The organism is Roseomonas mucosa ATCC BAA-692 (genome assembly GCF_000622225.1).
Classification (GTDB): Bacteria; Pseudomonadota; Alphaproteobacteria; order Acetobacterales; family Acetobacteraceae; genus Roseomonas; species Roseomonas mucosa.
On the sequence record NZ_JHWD01000012.1, the window covers coordinates 66,430 to 86,458 of the forward strand.

The 20,029-nt window shown below is 70.9% G+C and carries 21 protein-coding genes; 11 read left to right on the forward strand and 10 right to left on the reverse strand.

Annotated elements, in window-relative coordinates; genetic code table 11:
* The first annotated feature begins 114 nt into the window (after positions 1-114).
* Positions 115-1,107 carry a Bug family tripartite tricarboxylate transporter substrate binding protein gene (locus tag BT98_RS0113595; RefSeq protein ID WP_019460362.1) on the forward strand — a complete coding sequence of 331 codons (993 nt, stop codon included), beginning with the start codon at positions 115-117 and terminating at the stop codon, positions 1,105-1,107.
* 33 nt (positions 1,108-1,140) lie between these two features.
* Here the strand turns inward: BT98_RS0113595 and BT98_RS0113600 are convergent, their stop codons facing one another.
* Positions 1,141-2,151: a hydroxyacid dehydrogenase gene (locus BT98_RS0113600; protein WP_019460363.1), complete on the reverse strand. Its 1,011-nt coding sequence runs from the start codon at positions 2,149-2,151 to the stop codon at positions 1,141-1,143.
* A gap of 287 nt (positions 2,152-2,438) precedes the next feature.
* On the opposite strand from BT98_RS0113600, the gene BT98_RS0113605 reads away from it, so the two are divergent.
* Positions 2,439-3,728, forward strand: a complete 1,290-nt coding sequence (locus BT98_RS0113605; RefSeq protein ID WP_019460364.1) for an ABC transporter substrate-binding protein — start codon at positions 2,439-2,441, stop codon at positions 3,726-3,728.
* Positions 3,725-5,638: a DUF2264 domain-containing protein gene (locus BT98_RS24370; protein ID WP_019460365.1), complete on the forward strand. Its 1,914-nt coding sequence runs from the start codon at positions 3,725-3,727 to the stop codon at positions 5,636-5,638. The genes BT98_RS0113605 and BT98_RS24370 overlap by 4 nt, the downstream gene beginning before the upstream one ends.
* Positions 5,639-5,654: 16 nt before the next feature.
* On the opposite strand, the gene BT98_RS0113615 is transcribed toward BT98_RS24370, so the two are convergent.
* Positions 5,655-6,128: an MmcB family DNA repair protein gene (locus tag BT98_RS0113615; RefSeq protein WP_019460366.1), complete on the reverse strand. Its 474-nt coding sequence runs from the start codon at positions 6,126-6,128 to the stop codon at positions 5,655-5,657.
* 147 nt (positions 6,129-6,275) lie between these two features.
* Between BT98_RS0113615 and BT98_RS0113620 the strand changes: the two genes are divergently transcribed.
* The gene (locus BT98_RS0113620; RefSeq protein WP_019460367.1) at positions 6,276-6,629 is read left to right on the forward strand and encodes a hypothetical protein; all 354 of its coding nucleotides are present in this window, start codon (positions 6,276-6,278) and stop codon (positions 6,627-6,629) included.
* Between the two features lie 43 nt (positions 6,630-6,672).
* On the opposite strand, the gene panS is transcribed toward BT98_RS0113620, so the two are convergent.
* The gene (panS, locus tag BT98_RS0113625; RefSeq protein ID WP_027297246.1) at positions 6,673-7,626 is read right to left on the reverse strand and encodes a ketopantoate/pantoate/pantothenate transporter PanS; all 954 of its coding nucleotides are present in this window, start codon (positions 7,624-7,626) and stop codon (positions 6,673-6,675) included.
* Between the two features lie 282 nt (positions 7,627-7,908).
* Here panS and BT98_RS0113630 point away from each other — a divergent pair, with 282 nt between their 5' ends.
* The 3 genes from BT98_RS0113630 to BT98_RS0113640 all read left to right on the forward strand — a co-directional run bounded on the left by BT98_RS0113630 (position 7,909) and on the right by BT98_RS0113640 (position 10,397).
* Entirely contained in the window at positions 7,909-8,883 is a 975-nt protein-coding gene (locus BT98_RS0113630) for a Bug family tripartite tricarboxylate transporter substrate binding protein (protein WP_027297247.1), read from the forward strand.
* A gap of 202 nt (positions 8,884-9,085) precedes the next feature.
* On the forward strand, positions 9,086-10,036 hold the full coding sequence (locus tag BT98_RS0113635) for an aldo/keto reductase (protein WP_019461835.1): 951 nt from the start codon (positions 9,086-9,088) through the stop codon (positions 10,034-10,036).
* A 151-nt stretch (positions 10,037-10,187) separates the two neighbouring features.
* Positions 10,188-10,397: a hypothetical protein gene (locus tag BT98_RS0113640; protein ID WP_019461836.1), complete on the forward strand. Its 210-nt coding sequence runs from the start codon at positions 10,188-10,190 to the stop codon at positions 10,395-10,397.
* A gap of 40 nt (positions 10,398-10,437) precedes the next feature.
* Here BT98_RS0113640 and pcaG read toward each other — a convergent pair whose 3' ends face one another.
* Together pcaG and pcaH are read right to left on the reverse strand one after the other, a co-directional pair.
* The gene (gene pcaG / locus BT98_RS0113645) at positions 10,438-11,079 is read right to left on the reverse strand and encodes a protocatechuate 3,4-dioxygenase subunit alpha (protein WP_019461837.1); all 642 of its coding nucleotides are present in this window, start codon (positions 11,077-11,079) and stop codon (positions 10,438-10,440) included.
* 6 nt (positions 11,080-11,085) lie between these two features.
* Entirely contained in the window at positions 11,086-11,856 is a 771-nt protein-coding gene (gene pcaH, locus BT98_RS0113650; RefSeq protein WP_019461838.1) for a protocatechuate 3,4-dioxygenase subunit beta, read from the reverse strand.
* Positions 11,857-12,018: 162 nt separating this feature from the next.
* Here pcaH and BT98_RS24375 point away from each other — a divergent pair, with 162 nt between their 5' ends.
* Together BT98_RS24375 and BT98_RS0113660 are read left to right on the forward strand one after the other, a co-directional pair.
* Entirely contained in the window at positions 12,019-12,936 is a 918-nt protein-coding gene (locus tag BT98_RS24375; RefSeq protein WP_019461839.1) for a LysR family transcriptional regulator, read from the forward strand.
* An 80-nt stretch (positions 12,937-13,016) separates the two neighbouring features.
* A complete protein-coding gene (locus tag BT98_RS0113660; RefSeq protein ID WP_019461840.1) occupies positions 13,017-14,708 on the forward strand; it encodes an ATP-binding protein in 1,692 nt (563 codons plus the stop codon).
* 94 nt (positions 14,709-14,802) lie between these two features.
* Here BT98_RS0113660 and BT98_RS0113665 read toward each other — a convergent pair whose 3' ends face one another.
* Both BT98_RS0113665 and BT98_RS0113670 read right to left on the reverse strand, forming a co-directional pair.
* A complete protein-coding gene (locus tag BT98_RS0113665; RefSeq protein ID WP_019461841.1) occupies positions 14,803-15,129 on the reverse strand; it encodes a hypothetical protein in 327 nt (108 codons plus the stop codon).
* Between the two features lie 127 nt (positions 15,130-15,256).
* Entirely contained in the window at positions 15,257-16,153 is an 897-nt protein-coding gene (locus BT98_RS0113670; protein WP_019461842.1) for a LysR family transcriptional regulator, read from the reverse strand.
* 100 nt (positions 16,154-16,253) lie between these two features.
* On the opposite strand from BT98_RS0113670, the gene BT98_RS0113675 reads away from it, so the two are divergent.
* Both BT98_RS0113675 and BT98_RS0113680 read left to right on the forward strand, forming a co-directional pair.
* Entirely contained in the window at positions 16,254-16,703 is a 450-nt protein-coding gene (locus BT98_RS0113675) for a PACE efflux transporter (protein ID WP_019461843.1), read from the forward strand.
* Positions 16,704-16,750: 47 nt separating this feature from the next.
* Positions 16,751-17,170 carry a secondary thiamine-phosphate synthase enzyme YjbQ gene (locus BT98_RS0113680; RefSeq protein ID WP_019461844.1) on the forward strand — a complete coding sequence of 140 codons (420 nt, stop codon included), beginning with the start codon at positions 16,751-16,753 and terminating at the stop codon, positions 17,168-17,170.
* Positions 17,171-17,206: 36 nt separating this feature from the next.
* Here BT98_RS0113680 and BT98_RS0113685 read toward each other — a convergent pair whose 3' ends face one another.
* From BT98_RS0113685 to BT98_RS0113695, 3 genes are all read right to left on the reverse strand, one after another.
* The gene (locus BT98_RS0113685) at positions 17,207-17,932 is read right to left on the reverse strand and encodes a 3-keto-5-aminohexanoate cleavage protein (protein ID WP_019461845.1); all 726 of its coding nucleotides are present in this window, start codon (positions 17,930-17,932) and stop codon (positions 17,207-17,209) included.
* The gene (locus BT98_RS0113690; RefSeq protein WP_019461846.1) at positions 17,932-18,213 is read right to left on the reverse strand and encodes a PGPGW domain-containing protein; all 282 of its coding nucleotides are present in this window, start codon (positions 18,211-18,213) and stop codon (positions 17,932-17,934) included. Before BT98_RS0113690 ends, BT98_RS0113685 begins: the two co-directional genes overlap by 1 nt.
* 120 nt (positions 18,214-18,333) lie before the next feature.
* On the reverse strand, positions 18,334-19,758 hold the full coding sequence (locus BT98_RS0113695) for a M20 family metallopeptidase (protein ID WP_019461847.1): 1,425 nt from the start codon (positions 19,756-19,758) through the stop codon (positions 18,334-18,336).
* Positions 19,759-20,029: the final 271 nt, after the last annotated feature.

Genomic DNA, 20,029 nt, shown 5'->3' on the forward strand with positions numbered 1-20,029 from the left:
GCGCCCCGCCGGGCACGGGAGGGGGATGGCCGGTCTTCCGGCGAAGCTGCGGCGCGGGCCCGCGACGGCCCGCGCCCCCCATCAAGAAGAACGCGTTCGGGAGAAACAACGGGAATGTTCATCGCAAGACGCGGCCTCCTGGCCGCCGGGCTGGCCCTTCCGTCCGTGGCCCTTCCGTCCCTGGCGCGCGCCCAGGGCGGCGGCGCCTGGGCCCCCACCCATCCGGTGCGCTTCGTCGTCCCCTTCCCCGCCGGCGGCGCCACCGACGTGGTGGCGCGCGTGCTGGGGGAGCGATTGCAGCAGCGCCTGGGCCAGCCGGTGGTGGTGGAGAACCGCACCGGCTCCGGCGGCAACCTCGGCATGGAGAATGCCGCGCATTCCCCCGCCGATGGCCATACGCTGGTGATGGCGACCATGGGAACGCTGAGCATCAACCAGCATTTGTACCGCAACCTCGGCTTCGATCCGGTGAAGGGCTTCGCCCCCATCTCCATGGCCTTCGGCACGGACCATGTGCTGATCGTCAACCCCGGGGTGCCGGCGCGGACGGCGCAGGAATTCGTGGCGCTGGCGAAGGAGAAGGGCAGCGGCATCAGCTATGGCTCGGCGGGTTCCGGCAGTTCCACCCATATGGTGGCGGAGCTCTTCCGGCTCGCCGCCGGCATCCAGCCGATGCACGTTCCCTATCGCGGCAGCGCCCCGGCCCTGAACGACACGATCGCCGGAACGGTGCAGTTCATGCTGGACCAGCTTCCCTCCGCCCTCGGCCAGATCCAGGCCGGGACGGTGCGCGCCCTGGCGACCACCGGCCCGCGGCGCTCGGCCCTGTTGCCGGAGGTTCCCACCATGGCGGAGATCGGGCTCCCGGCGGCGGAAGCGACCTCCTGGGGCGCGGTCCTCGCCCCCGCCGGGACACCGGCCGCCGCCATCGCCCGCTACAACCAGGCGATCCGCGAGATCCTGGCCGAGCCCGGGGCGCAGGAACGCCTCGCCGCCGCCGGAGCGGACGCGGTTTCCTCCACGCCCGAGGAGCTCGCCGCCACCATCCGGCGGGAAAGCGACAAATGGGGCCGCGTGGTGCAGGAGGCGAGGATCACCGTGAACTGACAGCCCAAAGGGGGCGCCCGGAAGGGGCACCGCTCAGGCCAGATGCGGCAGGTCCTGCGCCCGGACCTCGTGGCGCAGGGGCTCCCCGGACAGGAAGCGCCGGATCTCCTCGATCACCAGCGCCGTCATGCGCTGCGTTTCCGGCCCTTCCGCCCCCGCGATATGCGGCGTCAGGAAGACGTTGGGCAGGTCGTAGAGCGGATGCCCCGGCGGCAGCAGGTCAGGTTCCGTCACGTCGATCACCGCGCTGATCCGCCCGCCCGACAGGGCCTCCACCAGCGCCTCCTGGTCCACGAGGCCGCCCCGCGCCGTGTTCAGCAGCACCGCGCCGTCCCGCATCAGCGCCAGTTCCCGCCGGCCGATCATGCCGCGCGTGGCGGGCAGCAGCGGTGCGTGCAGGCTGACCAGGTCGGCCTCGGCGAGCAGGACCTCCAGCGGCCGCGGGGTGGCGCCCAGCCGCGCGGCCTCCTCCCCGCCCACGAAAGGGTCGCTCAGCAGCACCCGCAGGTCGAAGGGCCGCAGCAGCTCGATCACCCGCCGCCCGATCCGGGAGGCACCGACGATGCCGACCGACTTGCCGTAATTGCCCAGGCCCGGCGCGAGGTTGCTCCAGGGCTTCGGCGCATCGCGCCGTTCCCGGTACAGCCGGTTGAGGCGGAAGACCTGCTTGTTGGCGAAGAGGATCGCCGCCAGCGTGTATTCCGCCACCGGCAGCGCATTGGCATCGGCGGCATTGACCACGCGGATGCCGCGCTCCCAGGTCTCGGGCGCGAGATGCCCCTTCACCGTGCCGGCGAGATGCGCCACCAGCCGCAGGCGCGGCATGGCTTCCAGCGCCGCCCGGTCCAGCCGCGGCGCGCCCCAGCCGGTCACCAGCACCTCCACCTCCGGCAGGAGCGGTGCCAGCGCGGGGTCGTCGAAGCGGCGTACGGGTTCGGGCAGCAGGACATCCAGCAGTTCCCGCAGTTGCGCGTGCTGCGCCGCGGAGACGGTTTCGGGATTGCGGCCCGGGTCATAGGCCAGCAGGGCAGCGGGTCCGCTCATGATTCCTCCCCAGGTTTCCCTGCCGCAATGCAGCAAAAGTAACCAGACATTTACGAAGTATCCCGGGCGTGGATTATCCACCTCATCCCTTTGCCTGCAAGCTATCCGCCGTTGATGCTTGACATGCCGTGATGCAGGAGTAACCTTCCAGTTACCAAAAAGCGGCAGCCGGCCGCCTCCGAACCCGCGCCGACGGCATGGTTCCCGGACACGGCCCCGAGGCGTGTTGTCCCGGGAGCCGACCCGAAGTGGGCGAGAACGGCGCCAGACAAGGGGAGGACAAGTCCATGGCGGATCTCGCGCGGCGCGACCTGGGTCGACTGGCCCTGGGCGGCGGCCTTGCCCTGATGGGCGGCACGCTGGCGGGCGGCCGTTCCGCCAGGGCGGCGGAAACGAGGATGGCGGTGCAATGGTTCGGCGCCAGCGACCGCGCCCGCCGCACCTTCGCGGTGATCGAGATCTTCGAGAAGCGCCATCCCGGCCTCAAGATCAATGGCCAGTACGGCAACTCCACCGACTACTTCCAGAAGATCAACACGCAGATCGCCGGTCGCAACGGGCCGGACGTCTTCCAGCTCGAACCCAACAGCCTGTCCGACTATGCGCGGCGTGGCGCGCTGCTGCCGCTGGAGCCGATGCTGGGCAAGACCATCGACGTGTCGGGCATCGACCCTTCGATGCTCGACCTCTGCCGCGTGGACGGCAAGGTCTATGGCATGGGGCTCGGCCTGAACTCCTTCGCCATGCTCTATGATTCCGAGGTCTTCGCGCGCACCGGCCTGACGCCGCCGGACGAGAAGACCAGCTGGGACGACTATGTCCGCCTTTCGGTGGAGCTGACCAAGGCGGCCAAGCAGGAGAACTGGTGGGGTTCCGCCGATATCAGCCGGAACCAGCAGGCGCTGACCGTCTGGCTGCGCCAGCATGGCATCGATCTCTTCACGGCGGAGGGCAAGCTCGGCCTCACCCCGGAGCTGGCGGCGGAATGGTTCGCCTTCTGGGACAGGCAACGCAAGGCCGGCGGCTGCATCACGCCCGACATCGCCTCGCAGGACGTGAACTCCATCCAGTCCATGCCGCTGGTCACCAAGAATGCCGGCATGGCGCTGATGTTCTCCAACCAGCTCGTCGCGACGCAGGAGGTCGTGCCGTTCAGGCTGGGCATGACCACCTTCCCGCATGGCGGCCCCGGCGCGAAGCCGGGGCATTTCTACCGCCCCGCACTGATCTGGTGCCTTTATGGCCGCGGCCGCAACATGCAACTCGCGGCGGAGTTCGTAAACTTCTTCCTCAACGATCCGGAGGCGGTGAAGATCCTGGGCGTCGAGCGTGGCGTGCCGATGGCCAAGGCATCGCGCGAGCTCGTCCTGCCGACGCTGAACGAAATGGAGCGCCGCACGGTGGAGTACGTCAACCTCCTGGCCGACAAGGTGGGCCCCTATCCGCCCGCCATGCCGGTGAACGCGCAGCAGTTCGGCCAGTTCCTGCGCAACGCCGCCGACGAGTTCGCCTTTGGCCGGATGGATGCGAAGCAGGCCGCTGCGAAGCTGGTCAGCGACACGAACGCCATCCTGTGACGAACGCGGACCTGCACGCGGCCATCCGCGGGAACCCGCTGGGCACCCGCGCCGATGCCGCCCGCCTGCTGCTCGACCTGAACGCGCCGCTGCGCCCCTGCTTCAGCCCGGGACGCGCGCAGGTGCGGCTGGGGCTGGACAGCGCGCATTTCGACCGCAAGGCCGAATGGTTCGAGGGCTATGCCCGCCCGCTCTGGGGCCTCGCGCCCTTCGCGGCGGGCGGCGGCGATTTCGACGGCTGGTCCCTGTTCCGGGAGGGGCTGGCGAGCGGCAGCGACCCCGCGCATCCGGAATACTGGGAGGCCGTCACCGACCACGACCAGCGCTCGGTGGAGATGGCGGCGCTGGGCTTCGCCCTGGCCCTGGTGCCGGAGCATCTGTGGGAGCCGCTGCCGGAAACCGCGAAGCGCAACCTCGCCACCTGGCTCGGCGGCGTGCAGCGCGTCGCCATGGCCGACAACAACTGGCACTTCTTTCCGGTCATGGCGGGGCTGGGCATGGAGCGCGTCGGCCTGCCGGTCGACGAGGCTTCCCGCGACCGGCACCTGGCACGGATCGAGGAATTCTACCTCCGCGACGGCTGGTACGGCGACGGGGCCGGCGGCCATATCGACCACTACAACGGCTTCGCGCTGCAGTTCTATGGCCTCGCCTATGCCGCCCTGGCCGGCGGGCGCGACCCGGAGCGCGCCGCCCGCTACCGCGACCGTGCGGTCGCCTTCGCCCGGGGCTTCCGCCACTGGTTCGGCGATGACGGCGCCACGCTGGCGATCGGCCGTTCGCTGACCTACCGCTTCGCCACCGCCGCCTTCTGGGGCGCGCTGGCCTATGCCGGGGTGGAGGCGCTGCCCTGGGGCGTGATCCGCGGGCTCTGGGCACGGCAGATCCGCTGGTGGCTGCAACAGCCGATGCTGGACGAGGCCGGGCGGATGCGCGTCGGCTATCGCTGGCCGAACCTGCTGATGAGCGAGAACTACAATTCCCAGGGCTCGCCCTACTGGGCCTTCAAGGCCTTCCTGCCGCTCGCCCTGCCGGACACGCATCCCTTCTGGCAGGCCGAGGAGGCGCCGCACCCGGACGCGGACGGCGTGACCCTGATCCCCGGGGCCTCCATGCTGGTGCGGCGCCAGGGCGGCGACGTCACCGCCCTGCCCGCCGGGCCCAGCCACGACAACATGCGCGGCGGCACGGAGAAATACGCGAAATTCGCCTATTCCACGCATCTCGGCCCCTGCCTGGAGGCGGCGCGCTGGATCCACAACGGTGCCTGCGGCGACAACATCCTGGCCGTCAGCACGGATGAGCGGGACTGGCACATCCGCCGCGACATCCCCGCCCGCCGCCTCGGCCGGGACTGGATCGAGACCGGCTGGTCGCCGCTGGCGGGGGTGGAGGTCACGACGCTCCAGTTCTTCATCGAGGGCTGGGAGATCCGCCTGCACGACCTCCTCACCGACCGGGACGTCGCGACCCTGGAATCAGGCCATGCGGTGCCCTGCCGCGTCCGCTCCCGCAAGCGGCCGGGCGGCTCCGTGCTGGACCTCCTGTCGGAAGGCGGAATCCTGCTGCGGGTGGGGGAGGCGGCGGCGAGCGCGATCCTGGACCCCCTCGGCCGGCGGCGGAGCGGGGCGATGGATGTCATGGCCAATACCAGCCTGATGTTCCCGCAGGCCGCCGTGCCGGTGCTGGGCGGCCGCCTCCCGCCCGGCCGGCACCTGCTGGCCACGGCGGTGCGGGCGGAGCGGCAGGCGGGGATGGCGTTTCCGCTCCCCGCCTGGGACCGGATCGCGGCCCTGGCCGCCGGGGCCGGCTGGGATGCGGCACGGGGCGTGGAACCGGGTCCGCTGCCCGGACCGCCTCAGTCGCTGCGGACCGACAACCGCGTCCCGGACCCGGTCCTGGCGATGTGACGCCCCGGGCGGCGCCTCACTCGCAGCGGAGCGCCGCCCGCATCTCCTGCGCCCCCAGCGGGTCGCAGAGGGCCGCCAGGCGCCCGGCGGCGATCACGGCATAGCGGTGCAGCAGCGACTTGCGCCGTGCCGGGGCCAGAGGGCGGTGCGGGGCCTCGCGCAGGACGGCCGTCTCGTAGCCGTCGGTGCACCAGAGGCCGACCTCCTCCGGGATGAGGTCCTGCGGGAAGTCGCAATCCACCGCGAAGAACAGCCGGTCGCACCATTCCAGGTACTGCGGCCATTTCGCATCGGAAAGAAAGTCGCGCGGCCCGCTCTTCACCTCGATGGCGTTCAACTGACCTTCCGGCGTGAGCGCCATGATATCGAGCCTGCGCCCGCAGGGGATCGGCACTTCCAGCACGGGCGCCCAGCCCAGGCGGGCGCAATGGCGCATGGCGGAACGGCAGACCAGCGCGGTGCGGTCGGGGACGGACAGGTCGAGCGGCATGAGAACGAATCGGGGACAGAATGCCAGCGGAGTCAAGCGCCGGCGGCCCGCCTTCACGGATGCGCCAGGGAGGCTGTCCATTCCTGGCATCGCTTTGGGGAAGCGCCCTATCCTGGCGGGGCAGCGGACAGGAGCACGGATCAGGTCATGAGGCCGAGCCTTCGCAACCTGGCTTATGGACTGATCCAGGGGCTGGGCTGGATCGGCGTCTTCGCCCTGATCGGGGCGAGCCTGCTGCTGGTCCGGCGCATGGGCTTCCCGGCCGTGCTGCTGCTCGGCCTGATCGCCAGCCTGGTCTGTGTCCGGGCCGAGTTGTCGCAGGACACGCCAAGCTGGGGGCGGGACATCTTCGCCGCCCGCTGGCACAGCCGCCCCGATGTGTCGGAACGGCAGGCCTCGGCGGAGCAGGTCGCCACGCTCCGCTTCTACCGGAACTGCGGCTTCGCGCTGATCCTGGCCGGCGCGCTGGGCTCGGCCTGGCAGGTCTGGCGGATGGGCTGAACGGCGGCCGGCCCACCCGGACGCCGGCCAGGCCTTTCCGGGCTCAGTGCCCGGTGAAGGCGGCGCGTTCCTCCGCCCCGTCGTCCCGCTCGCCCGTCGGGCGCCCGGCCCAGAAGCCCGCGATCAGCGAGCCGGACAGGTTGTGCCAGACGGAGAAGAGTGCGCCCGGCAGGGCCGCGAGCGGCGAGAAGTAGATCTTGCCCAGCGCGGCGGCGAGGCCGGAATTCTGCATCCCGACCTCCAGCGCCAGGGTGCGGCAGATGCTTTCCTCGAAGCCGAGCAGCCGCCCGCCCCAGTAGCCGCCGAGCAGGCCGATGCCGTTGTGCAGCACCACGCCCAGCATCACCACCGGCCCCACCGCGGCGATGCTGTTGCGGGTGCCCGCCACGACGGCGCCGATGATCAGCAGGATCGCGATCATGGAGACCAGCGGCAGCACCGGCTTCACCCCCCGCACGACGCGCGGCACGAGATGGCTCGCCACCAGCCCGGCGGCGATGGGCAGGGCGACGATCTGCAGGATGCTGGTCAGCAGGCCGAAGGTGTCCACCGCGATCTCGGCCGAGACGTAGAGCCGGGTGAGCAGCGGCGTCGCCACCACGCCCACCACGGTGGACAGCGCGCTGATCGTCACCGCCAGCGCCACGTCGCCACGCGAAAGATAGACCATGACCGTGGAGGCGGTGCCGCTCGCCACGCTGCCCACCAGCACCATGCCGGCGGACAGGTCGGGCGGCATGTGCAGCAGCCGGGCGATGGCCCAGGCGGCCAGAGGCATGATCAGGTAGTGCAGCCCGACCCCGGCCAGAACCGGCGCGGGGCGCGTGATCACCCGGCGGAAATCCTCCAGCTTCAGGGTGACGCCCATGGCGAACATGATCAGCGACAGCAGCAGCGTGACCCAGGGCGCGACCGGCTGGAACACGGCGGGGGAGAGATAGGCCAGGACGGCGGCGATCACCGCCCAGAGCGGGAAGAGCCGGGTGACGGCGGACATGGCGGCAACTCGTCGGAGAAGCGGTTTTAACGGATGCGGGGCCGGCTCCTGTAGAGGCTCGTCCGGGCGCCGGTAACCCCGCCGCGCCGCAAGGCAGCCCCGTGCCCCCGTCCATGTCGCCCAGCCAAAAGGGTCCGGCCCGCGCCGCCCCCGGCCGGCGCGCCCGCCTCGTGGGCTCCGCCCCATGCCCGCTGCCGGGCACCCTCCCCGGGCACCCTCCCCCGGCTCTTGACCCGGCCGGGTGCCGGAGGCCTGTTGCGGGTTGGAGGAGGACACGTCCACATGATCCATCGCCGCAGCGCCTTGCGGGCCCTGGCCGCCCTCGGCCCCATCGCCGCCAGCCTGTCCCGCCCCGCCCGGGCCCAGGGCGCGCCGCCCCTGCATCTCGTGGTGCCCGCCCCGCCGGGCGGCCCGACCGACATCCTGGCCCGGGTCCTGGCGGAAGGCGCGCATCCGTCCCTGGGCCGCATCGTGGTGGTGGACAACAAGCCCGGCGCCGGCGGCGTGATCGGCAGCGAGGCCGTGGCCCGTGCCGCGCCCGACGGCAACACCATCGTGCTGGGCCACAACCAGACCCACGCCTCGAACCAGTGGATGATGCCGAACCTGCCCTACGACGTCCTCGAGAGCTTCACCCCCGTCGCGCGGCTGGGCACGGTCCACCATGCGCTGGTGGTCGGGGCGGACTCGCCCTCGCGCAGCCTGGCGGAGCTGATCGGGCGCGGGCGGCGGGAGGAGCTGAGCTATGCCTCATCCCAGGCCGGCTCCGCCTCGCATGTGATCAGCGAGACGCTGGTGCGGCGCACGGGGATGCGGGCGGTCCACGTGCCCTATCGCGGCGCCGCCCCGGCGGCGACCGACACGATGACCGGGGTTGTGGATTTCTACACCGCCACCTTCCCCTCGGTCGCGCCACTGGTGCGCGACGGCAAGCTGCGCGCCCTGGCCATCGGCGCCCCGGCCCGCCTGCCGGACTTCCCCGACATCCCCACCGCCACCGAGGCCGGGCAGCCCGAGCCCTTCGTGGATGCCTGGTTCGGCCTCTTCGCACCGGCGCAGACCCCCGCACCCGTGGTGGAGCGGATCGCCGGGGCCATGCTCGGCGTGGTGCAGGACCCGGCGATGGGGGAGAAGCTGCGGAATGCCGGCTTCACCCTCGCCCCGCAGGGGCCGGGGGAATTCGCGGCCTTCCAGAAGCAGGAGGTCGCCCGCTGGCGGGAGATGGTGCGGCTGACCGGGGTGAAGCTGGAGGGCTGAACCCCCCGGCCCTGTGACCGGAAGCGGGCTGGCCAAGCCGGGCCGGCGGAGGGATGCTGGCTGTGCAGGCCCGGCGCAGCCGGTCGAAGCCATGCTCTCCCGGCCCCCGGGCATGCTCCCCTGCGGCCCGCGGGCTGGCCCCGCCGCCGATGGCATCACGGGAACCCGGACGGGCGGGCCGCGACAACGGAAGGACAGGACCATGGAACGACGCCCGCTCGGCCGATCCGGCCTCACGCTCCCGCCTCTGGTCTTCGGCGGCAATGTCTTCGGCTGGACGGCGGACGAGACCACCTCCTTCCGCCTGCTCGACCGGCTGGTGGAGGCAGGATTCAACGCCATCGACACGGCCGACATCTATTCCCACTGGGCACCGGGCCATAGCGGGGGCGAATCCGAGAACGTCATCGGCCAGTGGCTGAAGCGGCGCGGCCGGCGCGACGACGTGCTGATCCTCACCAAGGTCGGCGGCGAGATGCCGGGCCAGGGCAAGGGCCTTGGCCGCGACTGGATCAGGAAGGAGGTGGAGCATTCGCTGAAGCGCCTGCGCACCGACTACATCGACCTCTACCAGTCGCATTTCGACGACCCCGGCACGCCGCTCGCCGAGACCATGGGCGCCTATGCCGAGCTGATCGCCGAGGGCAAGGTGCGGGCCGTGGGCGCCTCCAACTATTCCGCCGCGCGGCTGCGCGAGGCGCTGACCGCCGCCGCCGAGCTGGGCGTGCCGCGCTACGAGAGCCTGCAGCCGCACTACAACCTCGTGGAGCGCGAGGGGTTCGAGGAGGAGCTGCAGCCGCTCTGCTACGAGGAGGGGATCGGCGTGATCACCTATTTCTCGCTCGCCGCCGGCTTCCTCACCGGCAAGTACCGCAGCGAGGAGGATCTGGGGCAGAGCCCACGCGGCGGCGGCGTGAAGAAGTACCTGAACCCCCGGGGACTCGCCGTGCTGCGCGCCTTGGACGAGGTTTCCGCCCGCCATGGCGTCACCCAGGCGCAGGTCGCCATTGCCTGGCTGGCCAACCGCGGCGGCGTCACCGCCCCGATCGCCAGCGCCACCCGGCTGGAACAGCTGGAGGACCTGCTGAAGGCAGCCACGCTCAAGCTATCCGCCGAGGATACGGCGCTGCTCGACGAGGCCAGCGCGCCCTAGCGCCGGGCCGGGGAAGGCGCATGCCTCCCCCGGCTCCCTCTCCTCCGTCCAGGATGGGAGGATAGTCCCTTTAATGAGACGATTTTCAGTTATTGCTTCGAATCCTGGAACCATGCTCATCTTCGCTTCTGCGAGAAGCTGAAGAGAAACGATGCGTCTGGTCATTCGAACTCTCAATCAGGCGATCCTGACCCAGCAGAGGATTCACGACGAAGCCTTGCAGCAGGCTGGCTCCACCCAGCTCGCGCATGTCCGAATGGCGTTCCACGATGTCGCGGAAGCGGCGATGCTGGCTATCCGCCACTTGCAGAACCGTCTCCTGGCGGCGAGCCGGCCGCTGTCGCACGACCGGCGGGAATGAGGGGGCGGCCGGCCCAGGAGGGGCCGGCCGCCTGGAGACCTCAGACGTCGAAGAAGACGGTCTCGTCCGCGCCGCCCTGCAGGCGGATGTCGAAGGTGTAGACCACCTTGCCGTCGCGCTCGGAACGCTGCGCGATCAGGGTCTTCCGGCGCTCCGCCTGCTCGACGATGTTGAGCACCGGGTCCTTCCTGTTCGCCTCCTCCTCGTCGGAGAAGTACATGCGCGTGCTCAGGCCGATATTGATGCCGCGCGCCGCGACCCAGAAGTTGACATGCGGCGCCATCTCGCCCCGCCCCGCGCGGCCGGCGACCTTGCCGGGCTTGATCGTCTCGAAGGTATAGACGCCGGTGTCGAAGGCCGTGCCGGTGCGGCCCCAGCCGCGGAAGGCCGGGTCCACCGGCTTGTCCTGCTGGTCGGCCTCATGGTCGTACTTGCCGGCGGCATTGGCCTGCCAGATCTCCAGCAGGATGTCCTTGCAGAGCGAACCCGTGCCGTCGATGACGCGGCCCTCGATGGTGATGCGCTCGCCCTGGGTCTCGGGCGTCACCAGCGTGTTGCTGAAGTCCTTCTCGAAGATGTCGAAGCCCGCCTGGTGCGGGATCAGCCCGATATGCACATAGGGGCCGGCGGTCTGGGACGGCGTTTCCTGGAGGAAGGAGGCCGGGGCGTTGACGTTGAACATGGGCGCTCAGTTCCCCTGCAGCTTGTTCTCGAACAGCGTGGAGCGCTGGCCGCGCAGGACGATGTCGAAGCGGTAGGCCAGGGAGTCTAGCGGCACGCCGGCATTCATGTCGAGGCGCGCGATCAGGCGGTCGCGGGCCGCCAGGTCCGGGACGGTGCCCAGGATCTGGTCGTGCGGGATCAGCGGATCGCCCTCGAAGTACATCTGGGTGATCAGGCGCTGCGCGAAGCCGCTGCCGAAGAGCGAGAAGTGGATATGCGCCGGGCGCCAGCTGTTGACGTAGTTGCGGAAGGGATAGGCACCGGGCTTGACCGTGCGGAAGACGTAGTAGCCGTCCGCATCCGTCACGGTGCGGCCGCAGCCGCCGAAATTCGGGTCGATGGGGGCGAGGTAGGTGTCGTTCTTGTGGCGGTAGCGGCCGCCGGCATTGGCCTGCCAGAACTCCACCAGCGTGCCGCCGACGCCGCGGCCGTTCTCGTCCACCACGCGGCCATGGACGATGGTGCGCTCGCCGATCGGCTCGCCCGTCTTGGCGTAGTTCAGGATCAGGTCGTTATCCAGCTCGCCGATGTCGCCATGGCCGAAGACCGGGCCGGTCACCTCGGACAGCGAGTTCTGCAGCGAGACGAGAGGCATGCGCGGGGAGCGGGCGACGCTGGTCTTGTAGGTCGGCGTATAGGCCGGCGGATGGATGGCACGGTTGCGCATCATGAATTCCGGCGCCGCGGCGCGCCGCAGGCTGTCGCGGTTCAGCAATTGCTTATGGCCGTCGGGCATCGACGCCTCCCTGCTGGTTGCTTCTGTTCCGGGGCATTGGCAGACCCCGCCGGTCGCCGTCGGCGGACGCCGGTCCAGGCCACAGGCTTGCACCCGTGGCGGCCGGGGATCAACGAGGCAGACTCGCAGAATCCATAAGTTATAAGTTATGAATGACCCGGGATGACCAACCGCCGTTTCGAATGCTTCGTCGCCGCCGCCCGTGAGCTGCATATCGGGCGCGCCGCCGAGCGCCTCGGGATCGCGCAGCCCGCCCTCAGCCAGCAGATCCGGGCCCTGGAACAATCGGTGGGGGCGCGGCTGCTGCGCCGCGCCGGGCGCGGCATCGCGCTGACCGAGGCGGGGGCGGCCTTTCTGCCCGAAGCCGCGGCGGCGCTGGAGCAGGAGGCGCGGGCGGTGCATGTCGCCCGCCGCGCCGCCCGGGGCGAACTCGGCGAGATCAGCATCGGCTACGTGAACACCGCCATGCTGGGGCCGGAACTGCCCACCCTGCTCTCGGCCTTCCGCCGTTCCGTGCCCGATGCGCGGATCGACCTGCAGGAGATCTCGGTGCAGGACCAGCTGCCCGCACTGGAGCAGCGGCGCCTGGACCTGGCCGTGGTGCGGGAGCCGGTGGGCATCCTGCCTCCCGAATACCAGGCCCGGCCCTTCAGCCGCGACGCGCTTCTGGCGGCGGTGATGCCCTCCCTGGCGGAGCGCCTGCCCCGGCCGCTGCCGCTGGAGGCGCTGGCGGAGCAGCCCTTCATCGCCCTGCGCGACCCACAGGGCATGGGGCTGGGGCATCGGCTCTGGCAGCTCTGCCAGGGGGCCGGGTTTACGCCCCGGATCGAGTTGCGGGTGAACAACGCCACCAGCATCCTGGGACTGGTGGCCGCCGGCTTCGGGGTCAGCCTGGTGCCGGCGGTCCTGCGGCGGATCGGAATGGCGGGGGTGGCGCTGCTGGAGCTGGAGGGGAGCGAGGCGCATACCGGCCTCGCCATCGTACACCGCCCGGCCGACATCTCCCCCCTGAAGCTGCGCTTCCTGGCCCATCTGCCACCGGGTGGGGAGGGTTTTCCACAACCGGAAGTCATTGTTTAACGCGGACTGAATCAACCCTCGATACGCTTAGCCTTGTTGTGTATGATGCGACGCAGCAACCATAGGTGGACAGGGCTGAGATGAGCACCATCACGAGGCTGCGGGTCGGCAACGAAGACTTTCTTGTCGCGGCGATGATCGAGCGGTGCCCGAAGTCGATGATGATCCGGGAACTGCTGCAGAACGCGCTGGAGGCCGCCCAGAGCGCGCCGAACGGGGAGCGGCGGGTGGAATTCTCGGCCCTGACGGTCGATGGGGCGCGCAAGCTGGCCCTGTGGAACGCCGGACGGGGGCTGACCGCGGCGGAACTCTACCGGATGTGCGACATCGCCGCCTCGATCAACAAGGTGAACGGGCTCGACGCCAATTTCGGCATGGGTGCCAAGGTGGCCTCCCTGCCCTCCAACCAGCATGGGATGCGCTATCGCTCCTGCCGTGACGGGGTGGTGCATGAGGTGGTGCTGGGCAAGCGGGGCGGCACCTATGGCCGCCTGCACCAGCCCGCCCCGGACGGCCGCCTGACCGAGATCGTCGAGGTCACCGGACTGGCCCGGGCCGAGGGGCGGGACACCGCGAGCGACTGGACCGAGGTGGTTCTGCTCGGCAACCGGGCGGAGCAGGACACCGTGGCCGATCCCTTCGACGGCCATCCGCGCAGCCCGGCCAACTGGCTCATCGAGACCATCGGCGGCCGCTATTTCCGCTTCCTGCCCGGCGGTAGCGTGCTGCTGCAGCCCGGCATCCACCCGGTCACCGCCAGCTATGCGCTCCGCAGCCTGGAGCAGCGGCTCGCCGCCCTGCCGCACTACGAGCGCGTGGCGCTGCCGGATGGCGTCGTGATCCACTATGCCTACGACGCCCCGCATCCGGACAAGCCGGGGGCCAACCTCAGCCAGCCCTCCGGCCTGGAGAATGCGGAAGGCATGGCCGGCATCGTCTTCCGCGACGAGATCTTCGCGGTGATGCGCGGCGCCCAGTGGCGGCGCGAGGCGCCGAGCTTCGGCGTGCCGGTGGGCGCGCGGCATGTCTCCATCCTGGTGGAGCTGCCTTCGGACCATCCGGTGCAGGCGGAAGGCTATCGCGAGTTCCTGCGCTACCGCGGCGGCGCGCAGGCGCAGGTGCGGCTGGCCGATCTCGCCCCCCTCATCGCCGAGCACCAGCCGGGCTGGCTGAGGGAGATCCTGGCCGGCAGTTCGCCCTCCGCCGCCCTGGTGGCCGAGGCGCAGCAGGAGATGGGGGAGCTGCTGCGGAGCCTGGGCGTCGCGCGCCGCCGCCCGCCCCGCCCGCGCACGGAGGACATGCCGCCCCCCGCGACGCCGGTGGCGCCGCCGGCCGCTCGCCCGGTGGTGATCGAGACCGCGCCCGCCCTGTTCCTGCTGCGCGGTGCCGCCGAGGTGGCCGATGCCGGGCTGACCTTCCGCGCCGCCTGCTACTATCCGGAAAGCCACCAGCTCCACATCAACCTGACCTATCCGGCGGTGGCGGTGATGGCCTCCATGCTGACCGGCAGCGAGGACAGCGAGGAGGTCGCCCCGGCGGTGCAGGCCGCCGCGACCGAGATCGCCGAGCGCAGCATGGTCATGCGGGTGGCACGCGCACTGGTCCATGGGCTGGCCAAGCGCGGGCGCCCGCGCGAATGGAACGATGGGCAGTTGCGGGTGCTGCTGTCCGCGGAAAGCCTGACGTTGGCGGCCGACGATGTGCATGCCGGCTTCACCGAGGCGCAGGAGAGCTTCCGCCAGAGCGTGCTGGCCGTCCCCATGGCGGAATAGCGATCCGTACCGGTCCCCGGGGATATCCCCGGGGGCACCGAGGGTCTGGCCGGACCTGCCGTGCCAGTTCAGTGATGCTGCTCAGTGGTGCTGCTCAGTGATGCTGCGTCCCGTGCTCCGCGTTCCGGCGCCGGGTTTCCGCGGCCTTCTTCGCGGAGGCGGAGCGCTCGCTGGCCGGGCGGGAGGCCGAGGCTTCGCCGCCCAGATGGCCGCCCTTGTGCGACGGTTCATGCGAGACGGCGTGGCCACGCCCCGAACCGCTCTTCTTGCCGCCGCCATCCTGCTTGTTCACCGTGGCCCAGGCCCGCGCCTCGGCCTCCTTCTCCGGTACGCCGCGGTGCTCGTAGCTCTCCTCGATATGTTCGGCTTGGCGCTTCTGCTTGTCCGTATAGGCGTCCCTGCCGCCACGTCCCGTTGCCATCCCGCATCTCCCTGCATCCGGCGGCCCGATGAGCTCCACCCGGCGGGGAAACGTGCCGGCGGCCGGATGGCTGCGCCTCCCGCGCAGGCGGCGATCCCGTCCGGGCCGCCCGGCGGCCGGAAGCCGTTCAGGCCGGGGCCCGCGCCCCGATGCGTTCCGCCGCCAGCCTTTGCCGCAGCCAGGCGGCGGCGGGGCCGGAGGGGCGCTGCTTGTGCCAGACCATCTCCAGCGCCACGGGCCAGTCGCCGCGATCGAACTGGAGCTCCGGCGTGACGAGGTCCGGCGCCGCCGGGGAGGCGGCGATCACGTGGTCGGAGGCGAAGGCCCAGCCGATGCCGTGCTTCACGAATTCCAGGATCACCCAGTGGCTTTCCACCCACCAGACCTCGGCAGCAACGCGGAGGCGGCTCTTCTCCCGGCTCTCGCTGCGGGTGGCGAGCATGATCTGGCGGTGGCGCTTCAGCTCCTCCCATTCCACCCGCTCCTTGGCCAGCGGGTGGTCGCGGCCGCAGACCAGCTTCAGCGGCACCCAGCCCAGCGTGTGGAAGCCCAGTTCGGTCGGCAGCACCTCCGGCCGCCACTGGATGCCGAGATCGGCCTTTCCCTCCTGCACGAGCTGGCTGACATCCTCCATCAGCGAGAACAGGATCTCCAGCTCCACGGAAGGGAAATGCCGGGCGAAGTCGGCGAAGAGGCTGCCGAGCGCGTTTTCCGGATAGAGCTCGTCGATGGCCAGGACCAGCCGGTCCTCCACCGCTTCCTCCAGGCTGCGTGCCACGCCGATCAGGTGCTCCCGACGTTCCAGCACCACCCGCGCCTCCTGCAGCAGCCGCTGCCCGGCGCGGGTCAGGCTCGGGTTGCGGCCCTCTCGGCGGAAGAGTTCCAGCCCGAGATCTGTTTCCAGATTGGCGACATGGGTGCTGACCACCGACTGCGCCCGGCGCAGCTTCCGGGCGGCGGCGGAGAAGGAGCCGGTCTCGGCGGCGGCCACGAAGGCCTGGAGTTGGTCGAGGGAAACACTCATGGCTGCAACCTATCGTCCAGAACGATGGCATCCAACTTTGCCATGGCAGGAAAGGCGATAGAAACCCCGCAACAACGCCAGTCGCACAAAAGGGTCCTCCATGCGCAGCACAGCGGATCGCATCCGTCACACCATCCTGTTCGAGATTGTCGGTCTCGCCCTGGTCCTGCCGCTGGGCTCGTGGCTCTTCGGCCTGTCGGTCGAGAAGATGGGGGTCATCGGCGTCGGCAGCGTCTTCGCGGCCGCGCTCTGGAACTATCTCTACAACCTGGGCTTCGACCGGGCGATGCTGGCCCTGCGGGGCCGGGTGGAGAAGACGCTGCCGCTGCGCGTCCTGCACGCCATCCTGTTCGAGGCCGGGCTGCTGGTGGCGCTGCTGCCGGCCATCGCCTGGTATCTCGGGATCAGCCTGGTGGAGGCCTTCGTCATGGATATCGCGATCGCGGGCTTCTATGTGGCCTATGCCTTCGTCTTCAATCTCGCCTATGACCGCATCTTCCCGATCCCGGAGCGGCGGGCGCAGGCAACGGGCCAGCCGGCCCGGGCCTGATCCTCTTCTCCCGGGGCGATCCGCTCCATTCCTCCAAGGCCGGTGACATGCGGCAGGCCCTCCATACGCTCCTGGTCGAGACCCCCGGCGCCGGGCTGGTCGAGATCACCGCCGCCATCCGCCGCTGGGTGGCGGGCCAGGGGATCGGGACCGGGCTTCTCACCCTCTGGTGCCGGCACACCTCCGCTTCGCTGCTGGTGCAGGAGAATGCCTCGCCCGATGCGCGGGAAGACCTGGAGGCCTTCTTCCGGCGGATCGCGCCCGAGGCGCGGGGCCTGTACCGGCATGACGACGAGGGGCCCGACGACATGCCGGCGCATCTGCGCGCCGCGCTGACGCAGACCCAGCTTTCCGTGCCGGTCGCCGATGGGCGGCCGGTCCTGGGCACCTGGCAGGGGATCTACCTGTTCGAGCACCGCGCGGCGCCGCACCGGCGGGAGATGGTGCTGCACCTGATCGGGGAGTGAGCCCCGGCCGCCGGCGGCGATGGTCCGGGGCCGGTGTCACGCCCGCCGGGCGGCGCGGGCCAACCCGGCCCGGATCAGCGCCACATTGCCGTCGGCCCGCCGCCCGTCCGGCAGATCCGTCCCGTCCTCCAGGCCCAGCCGGGCCATCAGCCCCAGCTCGGCGGCGAGGTCGAAGCAGGGCCAGACGGAACGTCCTTCACCGTGCAGCTGGCGCTCCGCCCCATGCCCCGCGGCGTCCAGCCGGCCCAGGATGGCTTTCGCCAGCGGCACGGCCTGGTCCGGCGGCAGGTCCGGGACCTCGACCAGCACCCGCCGGCAGCCCCGGTCCAGCGCCAGGAAGCGCTCCGCGTCCTGGACCGAGGCCAGCCCCGCCTCCACCCCGATGCCCGAGGCATGCAGGGCATCGATCACCGCCGGGGCGTCGGGTTCGGAGAGGTTGACGGAAGCCTCCTCGGGACGGCCCTCGCCCAGCAGCGCCCAGGAGGCGATCATGGCGCGCCGGCGGGCATCGTCGCCCATGATCCAGCCGCCGGTGGAGACCGAAACCGGCAGGCCGGACAGCCGCGCCGCCATCACCGCGCCGCGGATGACCTCGGGGGCCAGGCTCTCCACCAGCCGGGCGTTGCGCGGATGCAGGTGCAGCGCCACGGCCCCCGCCTCGGCGCAGGCGGCGGCATCGCGGGCCACCTCCGCCTCGCTGAGCGGCAGGCCAGGATGGAAGCAGGCCGGGCGGGCTCCGTTCAGGCAGGCCTGGACCCGCATCAGCCGCGCCCCAGCAGGCGTCCGGCCCGCTGCTTCCAGCCTGCGAGGCGCCGGCTCATCCGCCCTTCCAGCTCCTCCACCTTTCCCACGGCACCGGGCCAGCGCCCGGCCAGCCTGTCCCAGCCCCGCGCCGCCCAGCCGTGCTGGTCGCGCAGCACGAAGAGGCCCAGCGCCAGGAACAGGAAGCCCTGCAGGAAAGGCAGGACGCAGCCCAGGACGCCCAGGCCGAGAAGGCTCCATCCCGTCGCCTTGCGCGCCGCGCTCGGCCGCAGAACCACCATGTCTCGCCTCCTGATCCGCACGGGGCCACCCGCCTTCCGGGCGCTCCGAGGCAGCCCAGTTGGTGCCGAAGCGCCATCCTGCAATGGCAGCGGGGCACTGCCCCGCCGCCAAAGGGCGGCTCAGTGGCCGGCCATGGACAGCGGCGGCTGCACGTCGTCGGGGATCGGGTTGACGAAGGGCGTTTCCGCCAGCCGGGCCCGGTGGTCGGCCTTGGCCTTCTCGATCAGCCCGGGGTCGCGCAGCGCATCCAGGGCGGTGCCGGCCATGACCTTGGCCACGTGCTCCAGGCCCTTATGCGCCGCCGGGGTCTTGCCCTGGGCGGTGAGCTGCCAGGAATGCCCCGGCGTGCCCACGGCATAGGTGGCGCCGCGTGCCTGCACCGTCGGCACCACCCAGCTCACCGTGCCCACATCGGTGGAGCCGAAGCTCTTGGGCTCCGGCGCATCGAGCGGCACGATGCGCTCGCACAGCGCCTCGCCGGGGATCGGCGGAATGCCGGCGCGGCGGTAGGTGGCGTCGATCTCCTCCGCGGTCAGGGTCTTCTGGATCTCGCGCGCGAAGGCCTTGTCCGCCTCGTCGAAGCGCGGCGGGCCGAGGCGCTCGTAATTGGCGTTCATCGCCTGTTCCAGCGGCGTGTTGCCGACGAGGTTCGCGTCGGCGCTCAGCACCTGGTGCGAGACCGTGGTCTCGGTCATCAGCGCGGCGCCCTCGGCGATCTTCTTCACGCGGGCGACCAGGGCCTGCATCTCCGGCAAGGTCTTGCCGCGCACGAGGTAGCGCACGCGCGCCCTGCCCTGCACCACGTTCGGCGCGATGCCGCCGGCGTCCTGGAGCGCGTAGTGCACGCGCGCGCCGTCCGGCATGTGCTCGCGCATGTAGTTCACGCCGACATTCATCAGCTCCACCGCGTCGAGCGCCGAGCGGCCCAGCTCCGGCGCGGCGGCGGCGTGGGAGGAGCGGCCGGTGAAGGTGAAGTCCATCTCCATGCAGGCCAGCGAGACCGGCTTGGTCACCCCGGAAAACGGCGCCGGGTGCCAGCAGATGGCGATGTCCACGTCGTCGAAGGCGCCCTCGCGCACCATGAAGCCCTTGGCGGAGCCGCCTTCCTCGGCCGGGCAGCCGTAGTAGCGCACGCGGCCCCTGATGCCGTTCTCCGCCAGCCAGTCCTTCACCGCCGTGGCGGCGAGGAGCGAGGCGGCGCCCAGCAGGTTGTGGCCGCAGCCATGGCCCTTGCCTTCCTGGCCGTCGACCGGGCGCGGCTCGGCCAAACCGGCCTCCTGGCTCAGCCCGGGCAGCGCGTCGTACTCGCCCAGGATGGCGATCACCGGCCCGCCCTCGCCCGCCTCGCCCATCACCGCAGTCGGGATGCCCGCGACACCCTTCGTGATGCGGAAGCCCTGCCGCTCCAGCATCCCGGCATGGGCGGCGGCGGAGCGCTGCTCGGCATAGTTCAGCTCGGGCGTGCCCCAGACGCGGTCGCTCAGCTCGGCGAATTCCTCGCGCTTCGCCTCGACCAGCCGCCAGATGTCCTCGCCGTTCTGCATGAGCCTGCCACCATTCCATGAACCCGGGGTTGCGGGGCCCCGGCGTTGCGTTCGAAGAGGGCGCAATCTGCGCCCTTCGCGCCGCCGGGAGAAGAGGGGGAAGCCAGGCGGTGGCAGCTTGTCCCGAGGGGCGGCGGCCAAGGCCCCGAACGAGCGGTGGCGGCGCGAAAATGGAGCAGTGTCGCGAGGCAGGCACACCGCGTCTTTGCGCAGGATCAAGAAAACGCCACAAAAATCAGTTGTCCACAGGAAGAGCGGCAGTAATACCCAT

Bases quoted from the DNA above. Each gene is read 5' to 3' on its own strand.
- pcaG (WP_019461837.1), bottom strand. From the start codon at position 11,079: ATGTTCAACGTCAACGCCCCGGCCTCCTTCCTCCAGGAAACGCCGTCC.
- BT98_RS0113635 (WP_019461835.1), top strand. From the start codon at position 9,086: ATGGAACGACGCCCGCTCGGCCGATCCGGCCTCACGCTCCCGCCTCTG.
- BT98_RS0113690 (WP_019461846.1), bottom strand. From the start codon at position 18,213: ATGGTGGTTCTGCGGCCGAGCGCGGCGCGCAAGGCGACGGGATGGAGC.
- BT98_RS0113595 (WP_019460362.1), top strand. From the start codon at position 115: ATGTTCATCGCAAGACGCGGCCTCCTGGCCGCCGGGCTGGCCCTTCCG.
- BT98_RS0113685 (WP_019461845.1), bottom strand. From the start codon at position 17,932: ATGCGGGTCCAGGCCTGCCTGAACGGAGCCCGCCCGGCCTGCTTCCAT.
- BT98_RS0113620 (WP_019460367.1), top strand. From the start codon at position 6,276: ATGAGGCCGAGCCTTCGCAACCTGGCTTATGGACTGATCCAGGGGCTG.
- panS (WP_027297246.1), bottom strand. From the start codon at position 7,626: ATGTCCGCCGTCACCCGGCTCTTCCCGCTCTGGGCGGTGATCGCCGCC.
- BT98_RS0113605 (WP_019460364.1), top strand. From the start codon at position 2,439: ATGGCGGATCTCGCGCGGCGCGACCTGGGTCGACTGGCCCTGGGCGGC.
- BT98_RS0113675 (WP_019461843.1), top strand. From the start codon at position 16,254: ATGCGCAGCACAGCGGATCGCATCCGTCACACCATCCTGTTCGAGATT.
- BT98_RS0113670 (WP_019461842.1), bottom strand. From the start codon at position 16,153: ATGAGTGTTTCCCTCGACCAACTCCAGGCCTTCGTGGCCGCCGCCGAG.
- BT98_RS0113680 (WP_019461844.1), top strand. From the start codon at position 16,751: ATGCGGCAGGCCCTCCATACGCTCCTGGTCGAGACCCCCGGCGCCGGG.
- BT98_RS0113600 (WP_019460363.1), bottom strand. From the start codon at position 2,151: ATGAGCGGACCCGCTGCCCTGCTGGCCTATGACCCGGGCCGCAATCCC.
- BT98_RS0113630 (WP_027297247.1), top strand. From the start codon at position 7,909: ATGATCCATCGCCGCAGCGCCTTGCGGGCCCTGGCCGCCCTCGGCCCC.
- pcaH (WP_019461838.1), bottom strand. From the start codon at position 11,856: ATGCCCGACGGCCATAAGCAATTGCTGAACCGCGACAGCCTGCGGCGC.
- BT98_RS0113615 (WP_019460366.1), bottom strand. From the start codon at position 6,128: ATGCCGCTCGACCTGTCCGTCCCCGACCGCACCGCGCTGGTCTGCCGT.
- BT98_RS24375 (WP_019461839.1), top strand. From the start codon at position 12,019: ATGACCAACCGCCGTTTCGAATGCTTCGTCGCCGCCGCCCGTGAGCTG.
- BT98_RS0113640 (WP_019461836.1), top strand. From the start codon at position 10,188: ATGCGTCTGGTCATTCGAACTCTCAATCAGGCGATCCTGACCCAGCAG.
- BT98_RS0113660 (WP_019461840.1), top strand. From the start codon at position 13,017: ATGAGCACCATCACGAGGCTGCGGGTCGGCAACGAAGACTTTCTTGTC.
- BT98_RS0113695 (WP_019461847.1), bottom strand. From the start codon at position 19,758: ATGCAGAACGGCGAGGACATCTGGCGGCTGGTCGAGGCGAAGCGCGAG.
- BT98_RS0113665 (WP_019461841.1), bottom strand. From the start codon at position 15,129: ATGGCAACGGGACGTGGCGGCAGGGACGCCTATACGGACAAGCAGAAG.